6 protein-coding genes are annotated in these 7,552 nt (G+C 73.3%); all 6 read right to left on the bottom strand.

Translation table 11 applies throughout. The features are described from left to right. Positions 1–92: 92 nt before the first annotated feature. Positions 93–1,133 (bottom strand): methyltransferase, encoded by a 1,041-nt coding sequence (locus tag ACFVHB_RS39540; RefSeq protein ID WP_380332757.1) that lies wholly within the window; start codon positions 1,131–1,133, stop codon positions 93–95. Between the two features lie 46 nt (positions 1,134–1,179). Beyond that, the gene (gene kynU / locus ACFVHB_RS39535; protein ID WP_380332755.1) at positions 1,180–2,442 is read right to left on the bottom strand and encodes a kynureninase; all 1,263 of its coding nucleotides are present in this window, start codon (positions 2,440–2,442) and stop codon (positions 1,180–1,182) included. A gap of 124 nt (positions 2,443–2,566) precedes the next feature. Beyond that, a complete protein-coding gene (locus tag ACFVHB_RS39530; RefSeq protein ID WP_380332753.1) occupies positions 2,567–3,427 on the bottom strand; it encodes a tryptophan 2,3-dioxygenase in 861 nt (286 codons plus the stop codon). Continuing rightward, positions 3,424–4,305, bottom strand: a complete 882-nt coding sequence (locus tag ACFVHB_RS39525) for an alpha/beta hydrolase (protein WP_380332751.1) — start codon at positions 4,303–4,305, stop codon at positions 3,424–3,426. The genes ACFVHB_RS39530 and ACFVHB_RS39525 overlap by 4 nt, the downstream gene beginning before the upstream one ends. 33 nt (positions 4,306–4,338) lie before the next feature. Further along, positions 4,339–4,971 carry a DUF6875 domain-containing protein gene (locus ACFVHB_RS39520; protein WP_380332749.1) on the bottom strand — a complete coding sequence of 211 codons (633 nt, stop codon included), beginning with the start codon at positions 4,969–4,971 and terminating at the stop codon, positions 4,339–4,341. Between the two features lie 72 nt (positions 4,972–5,043). Then, the coding region (locus tag ACFVHB_RS39515; RefSeq protein WP_380332747.1) for an alpha/beta fold hydrolase at positions 5,044–7,552 on the bottom strand (2,509 nt) is incomplete at its 5' end.

Below are 7,552 nucleotides of genomic sequence, written 5' to 3'. Positions count from 1 at the left end.
CTCCCCGGCGGCACCGGGGAGCCCGCCCGTCCGCGCTCACGGCCGCGGCCGCGAGCGCGGTGGGGTCAGCCACCGGCGGGCCCGGCAGCCGGTCACTTGACCGCGCTGATCACGCCGTGCGGCGTCCACCGGCCGCCGGGCAGCCGCTCGAACTTGACGAACCCGGCCGCCGCGAACCACTCCTCGTACTGGCCCCACCGGTAGATGGTGCTGCTCGCGGCGGGCAGGGTCGCGAAGTAGACGTTGTCCAGGGCCGCGTACAGCGGGCCGTCGCCGCTGTCGTCGGACATGGCGTTGAACACCAGCACCCGGCCGCCCTCCGGCAGCGCCTGGTGCGCCTTGCGGAGCAGGGCCAGGTTCTGCTCCGGTGACCAGATCACCAACTGATTGGCGAACAGCACGCAGTCGTGCCCGGACGGGTAGGTGTCCGTGAAGATGTCGGCGGACCGGACGGTGATCCGGTCCGTCAGGCCGTGCTCGGCGATCTTGCGGCGGGCGATCTCCACCGTGCCGGGCAGGTCCAGCACGGTGAACTCGACCCCGGGATTGGCCCGGGCGAGGGCGATCGCGTTCACGCCGTCGCCGCCACCGACGTCCAGTACCCGGCGCACCCCGGTCAGGTCGGCCTTCTCGACCAGGACGGGATTGGACAGTCGCGACCACGACCGCATGCAGCGGTAGAACAGCTGCTCCAGGCCGGGGTTGGCGGACAGCCGGTGGTAGAGGTCGGTGCCGGTGCCCTCGATCCGGCGCAGGCCGACGTTGGTGTTGGCGCGCAGCGACTCGGTGAAGTCCACCTCGGCCGGGCGGACGATCTGCTCCTCGTACGCGACGAGGTCCTCCAGGATCTCCCACGTCCCGTCCGTGAACATGCCGGCGAGCAGCTCCGCGTTGCGGTAGTGCCCGTCCTGGTGGACCGTCAGGCCCAGGGCGGTGGTGCCGAGCAGGAGGATCTGCACCGGGCGCGGCTGCAGGTCGAGCTCCCGGCCGATCTCGTCCGGGCTCAGACCCGGCCGGCGGTCGAGCAGTGCGAACAGGCCGAGGTTGCAGCCGGCGTTGAGCATCTGGAAGGCCGAGGATCCGAACAGGATCCGGACCAGGCCGTCGGTGCCGAGCGGGTGGACGTCTGCCATCGGTACTCCGTATCGGGGGTGTGGAAGAAAGGGTGGGAGAGAACGGTCAGGTCACGCGGGCCAGTTCGGCCGGGCGGGACAGGTGGGTGCCGTGGGTGACGACCTCGCGCAGGCGGTCCATCGCGTCCCAGACCTCGGTGAAGCGGGTGTAGAGCGGGGACGGGCCGATCCGCAGCCGGTCCGGCACCCGGTAGTCGCAGATCACCTTGGCGTCCGAGGCGAGCGTCTGGCAGATCCGCCAGGCGTCGGGGTGGTGCAGGGACACGTGCGACCCGCGCCGCTCGGGCTGGCCGGGCGAGGCCGGGCGGAACCCGAGCGGGGCCAGCCACTCGTCGGCCAGTTCCGTCACCAGCCGGCCCAGGAGCTGCCCCTTGGCCCGGATCCGCCGGACACCGGCCTCCTCGACCACGGCCAGCGCCGGATCGATCGCCGCCAGCGACAGCAGCGGCGGCGTGCTCACCAGGAAGCGTTCGATCGACGGCACCGGGTCGTACTCGGGCCCCATCAGGAACTGCTCGCGCTGCCCGAACCAGCCCCAGACCGGCTGCCGCAGCTCGGGCTGCAACTCCCGGCGCACGTACAGGTACGCGGGCGAACCCGGGCCGCCGTTCAGGTACTTGTAGGTGCAGCCGACCGCGAGGTCGGCCCCGGTCGCGGCGAGTTCGACCGGGACGGCGCCGGCCGCGTGGGAGAGGTCCCACAGCACCCGGACGCCGGCCGCGCGGGCCAGCTCGTTCACCGCCGCCATGTCCAGCAGCGCGCCACTGCGGTAGGACACCAGCGAGAGCACCACCAGCGCGACGTCCTGGCCGAGGGCCGCGCGCAGCCGGTCCGGCGACAGGCCGCCGTCGGGATCGGAGGCCAGCCGGCGCAGCCGCAGCCCCCGCTGCGCGGCCAGGCCCTGCAGGACGTAGCGGTTGGTCGGGAAGTCCTCGGCGTCCATCAGGACCGTACCCCGGCCCGGAGCGGCGTCCAGGGCGGCGGAGGCCAGCTTGTACAGGTTGACCGAGGTCGAGTCGGACACCACCACCTCGCCGGGCCGCGCACCCAGGACGTGCTCGGCGAGCCGGTCGCCCAGCCGGGCGCCCCAGTCGATCCACCCCTGCCAGGAGCGCACCAGCCCGTCGCCCCAGCCCCGTTCGACCACCTCGCGCAGCAGCTCCGGGGTGGCCGCGGGCAGCCGGCCCAGCGAGTTGCCGTCCAGGTAGATCAGCTCCGGGTCCGTGATGACGAACCGGTCCCGGAACGCGGCCAGCGGATCGGCGGTGTCCAGCCGCTCGGCCGCCGCGCGCGTTGTTCCGCTCTTCATCGGTCTCCTCGTCTCCGTCGTGTCGCCCCGCTGGTCGAGCACCCCGCCCGGCGCTGGTGTCGCCCCGCCCGGCGCTGGTGCCGCCCGGCGGGGCGTGCGGGGCGGGCGGGGCCGGCCGGGCGGTTCAGATCGCCGAGCGCACGGACCACAGCTCCGGGAAGAACCGGTGCTCGCTGATCCCGGCCAGCCAGGGCACCCCGGAAGTGCCGCCGGTGCCCGGCTTGGCCCCCAGCATCCGCTGCACGGTCACCAGGTGGGTGTAGCGCCAGCGGGCGAACTGGTCCGCGGTGTCCATCAGTGCCTCGGCGAGCAGGTGCAGGTCGCGGTGGCCGGCCGGATCCCGGTAGACCGCCAGCCAGGCCGCCTCGACGTCGGCCCGGTACGGCTCGGCGGGCTCGCCGCCCGAGGTGCTGTCCGCAGCCAACAGGCCGCGGCGGGCCAGCAGCGCGAGCACCTCGTCGTACAGACTCGGCGCGTGCAGCTGGGCCGACACCTCCTGGTAGGCCGGGGAACCGCGGTGCGGCTCCAGCATCGCCGGGTCCTTGTTGCCGAGCAGGAACTCCAGCCGCCGGTAGCCCACCGACTGGAAGCCGGAGGCCGTCCCGAGGACCTCCCGGAACTCGGCGAACTCCGCCGGCGACAGCACGGCGAACGTCTCCCAGCACGCCAGCAGCACCTGCTGCACCCGGCCCGAGCGGCGCAGCGTCCACAGCGCGTCGTCCACCCGGTCCTCGCGCAATCGATCGCGGGCGGTGGTGAGTTCGGTGTGCAGCAGCTTGAACAGCAGCTCCTTCACCTGGCTCATGATGATGAAGCCGGGCTCGGTGTCGGCGGTGCTGAGCGGATGCTGCAGGGACAGCAGGGCGTCCATCCGGGCGTACTGCACGTACGGCGCGGGGCCCGTGCCGGGCGCTCCCTGCCCCGTGCCCGTCGTTCCCGGCCGCTCGCCGGAGAACGGGCACCCGGTGGTCTCCTCGACGGTCATTCGGTCGCCTTTCCCAGTCCCAGTTGTGCGAGCACGGCGTCGCCGAGCCCGGTCCCCCGCACGCCCAGGTCGTACGGGAGGTCGAAGTGGTCGCGCCGCTCGGCGACGACCTCCGTCACCGCCGCCCGCGGACGCAGCGCGGCCACCATCCGGTCGTGCTGGCGGACGTACTCCTCGGTCTCGTTGCCGCCGCGGGCCACCACCAGCGCGGGCAGCCGGGTCGGCAGCCGGAACAGGGGGCTGTTGCGCAGCGCTCCCGCCGCGTCCAGGCGCAGCGCGTCGTTGACGTAGGAGAGCCGGACCGGCTCCAGGTCGTACATCCCGCTCAGCAGCACCGCTCCGGCGATCCGGCCGGACACGTCCGGGCCGTCGGCCGGGTACGGCAGCAGCGCCATCGCGGCCAGGTGTGCTCCGGCCGAGGTGCCGCACAGGTGCAGCCGGTCCGGGGCGAAGCCCAGCTCGTCCGCGTGCCGCAGCAGCCAGTCCACACTCCGGCGCACCATGCCGGCCATCGCGTCCAGCGGCGTGTCCGGGGCGAGCCCGTACTCGACCACGGCGACCGCCGCCCCCGCCGCCAGTAACTTCGGTGCCGGGAAGGCCGATTCGGCCCGGCCGAGGGCCTGCCAGTTCCCGCCGTGGACGAACACCAGCAGCGGCGGGCGGCCGGGGCCCGGCCGCCCGGGGAAGTAGTCGAGCAGTTCCGCCGGGTGCGGGCCGTACGCCAGACCGGGCCGGACCGGGTGGTCGCGCCGGGCGTCCTCGCTCAGCCGCCGGTACTCGTCGAGGTAGGCCTGCAGGCTGGCCACGCGGGTGCTCGGCGAGTACTGCCTGTCCAGCGCGGCCCGGTCCATTCCGTGGTAGACGGGCACGCCGCTCATCGGGCGCCCCCGTACGGTCGTCCACCCATCGGGTCAGCCCCGCACGCCGTAGGTGGCGCAAGCCCGCTCGTACATCCCGGCGAGCAGCGGGTCGACGCCGTTGGCGGAGGTCCGGTAGCGGCCGGCGAACCGGCTCGCGTACTCCTCGAACCAGTCCCGCCGGGCCGACAGGAACAGCACGTCGTGGATCGCCATCGAGCGCACCGCGACCGTCGGCACCGGGGCCCAGCTGACCGCGAAGGCCGGGTTGCGGGCGGCCTTCTCGGTGCAGTCCTCGTGGAACTGGCCGATCATCAGGCCGCGCCGGACGGCCTCGTCCTTCAGCGCGGCGTGCGCCTCGTCCAGCAGGTGCAGGTGCTCGGGCGGCAGGTCGGGCAGCACCAGCAGCAGCGAGCGCAGGTTCGGGTTGCCGGCCTTCCAGTCGACCTCGCTGAACTCGTCGAGGCCGCAGCGGACGATCTCGTTCAGCAGCGTCTGACTCGGGGTCGGCCCGACCAGCCGGACCCTGACCTCCAGTGCGCCGGCGCGCTGGGCCGGTTCCACGAACGGGCACACCGGCCCGGGGCGTCCGAGTTCGCCGTGCGGTTGGCAGATGTAGTCGGTCAGCCAGTCGTCGACGGCCGCCAAGGCCTTCTCCAGGTCGACGGAGAGCACATCGGTCAGCATCGTTGTCAGTCCTCGGTTGTCAGTCCTCGTAGGACGTGGATGAGAGATGCCTCGCTGCCGGTCGGGCGGAGGTCACTCGCCGTCGGCCAGCTCACGGAGCTTGGCCGACAGGATCCGGCCGATCTCGGCCAGCGTGCCGGGGCGGGTGAGCATGGTGCCGTGCTCACCGGTCACCTCGTGGGCCTCGACCGAGCCGCGGACGTACGGCTGCCAGGCCGCGGCGGAGACCGGTGGGTCCTGCTGCTCGGAAGCGGCGATCAGCAGCAGGTCGCCGTCGATCGGGCCGGGCCGGTAGTCCACCGTCAGGTGGGTGTTGTTGGCGGAGATCTCGGTGATCGTGGTCAGCCGGTCCTCCTCCAGGTTGGCCAGCACACTGCCCTGGCGGCGCAGGATCTCGCGGGCCTCGGCGAAGGTCAGCTCCTCGCGGTCGTGCCGGTGGCTGCCGTCGTCGACGAGGCCGACGTGGTACAGCAGCATGACCCGGTCGTCCGGGGCCGGGACGTCGGCGTGGGTCAGCCCCTGCCAGTTCGGGATCACGTCGAGCACCGCGACCAGCGCCACCGGCTCGCCGCGCCGCTGGAACTCCGCGGCCAGGGCGTGCGCGCACAGCCCGCCGAAGGACCAGCCGGCCAGGTGGTACGGGCCGTGCGGCTGCACGGTCCGGATCTGGTCGGCGTAGTCCACCGCCATCTGCTCGATGCTGCTCGGGCGCGGTTCCGGCCGGGCCAGGCCGCGCGCCTGGATGCCGTACAGCGGGTACTCGGGGTCGAGGTGCTTGATCAGCGCGCCGTACGACCAGCTGAGGCCGCCGCCGGGGTGGATGCAGAACAACGGAGGGCGGCTGCCCCGGGGGCGCAGCGGCAGCACCACCTCGTACGAGCCGTCCGGGTCGTCGACGTCCAGCCGTGCGGCGATGCCGCCCGGCGTCGGGGCCTCGAACAGGCTGCGCAGGCCCAGCTCGACGCCGAACGTGGCGCGCAGCCGGGCGATCAGCCGGGTGGCGAGCAGCGAGTGGCCGCCGAGGTCGAAGAAGTCCTCGTCGACCCCGACCAGGGGCCTGCCGAGCACCTCCGCGAACAGCTCGCAGACCACCTCCTCCTGGGGCGTCCTGGGCGCGCGGCCGGGGTCGGCGCGCTCCGGGTCGAGCGCGGGGAGGGCGGCGCGGTCGAGCTTTCCGTTGGCGGTGAGCGGCAGTCGGTCGAGGGGGACGATGGCGGCGGGCTGCATGTAGTCGGGCAGGCGGGTGCGGGTGTGCTCGCGCAGCGCGGTGAGCAGGGCGCCGGTGCCGCGGCTGGTGACGGGGTTGGTGGTGAAGGCGGTGAGCGGGGCGGTGGCGTCGGTGCCGGCCACCGGGGTGTAGGTGTCCACGGGAGTGCCACCGGTGAGGAGCTCGCGCCTGACGTAGGTGAGCTCCACGGTGTCGGGGTGGTGGGCGGACCAGGTGACCGCCGTCCAGTACCCGTGCGCGTCGCCGAGGAGGTGGAAGGCTTCGAGGTCCGGTTGCGCGGTGGCGGGCCCGGTCGGGGCCGTGCCGGTCTCCAACGCGTGCTGGGCGGCGAGGTCCGGTGCGATGCGGGAGTTGGGGGCCCCGGTGACGCGCAGGCGGTCGGGTCGTTCGGTGGCGAGGTGCCGGGCGAGGGCCTCCGTGTTGTGCGGCCACGGGAGGACGGCGAGGTCGGAGAGGGGGAGCGGGGTGATGCCGGTCTTGTAGAGCGTGGCGTCGTAGCGGTAGCGGGTCAGCTCGTTGTGGGCGATGCCCCGCTTGAGGCGGATGTCGGTGCCGGCGAGGTCGGGGAGACGGTGGGCGAGCGCGGCGAAGTACTCCGGGTCGACCAGGAGTTCCTTCTCCAGGACCAGGCTCTGCTCGACGGCGCGCCGCACGGCGGCGGTGTCGGCCGGGTCGTCGGCGCGGGCGGTCTGGACGGCGGTGGTGAAGGTGCGCAGCAGCCGGGGGTTGCGGATGTCGCCGATGAAGACGGCGCCGCCGGGCGCGAGCAGGCGCAGCGCCTGCTCGACGACCTGGGCGAGGTAGCCGGCGTTCGGGAAGTACTGGACCACGGAGTTGAGCACGACGGTGTCGAAGTGGCCGACGGGCAGCGCGTCGAGCTCGTGTGCCGCACCGGCCCGCAGGGTGACCCGCCGGGAGAGTTCCTGGTCGGCGTCGACGTGCCGGGCCAGGGCCTCGATGACGGTGGGTGAGAGGTCCGTGCCCCAGTACTCCTCGCAGTGCGGGGCGAGCCGCGAGAGGAGCAGGCCGGTGCCGACACCGATCTCCAGTACCCGGCGGGGCCCGAGGCCGCGGATCCGCTCGACGGTGGCGTCGCGCCACTCCCGCATCTGGTCGAGCGGGATCGGCAGGCCGTCGTAGCTGCTGTTCCAACCGGAGAAGTCCTCGCCGAACTCGGCCGTGGGCGCCGCGTAGAGCGAGTCGTACAGGTCCTGCCACTCGCTGACCTGCTCCCGCTCGTCCTGCTCGCTGGTCGGGCCGGTGGTGTCGGTGACGACGTAGGCGATGAGGCGGGGGTTGCCGGGTTGGTCGTCGCGGACGAGGACGGCGGCTTGGGTGATGGCGGGGTGGTCG

Source organism: Kitasatospora sp. NPDC127111, from assembly GCF_042677465.1.
GTDB lineage: Bacteria > Actinomycetota > Actinomycetes > Streptomycetales > Streptomycetaceae > Kitasatospora.
This window is presented reverse-complemented; position numbering and strand designations above follow the sequence as displayed.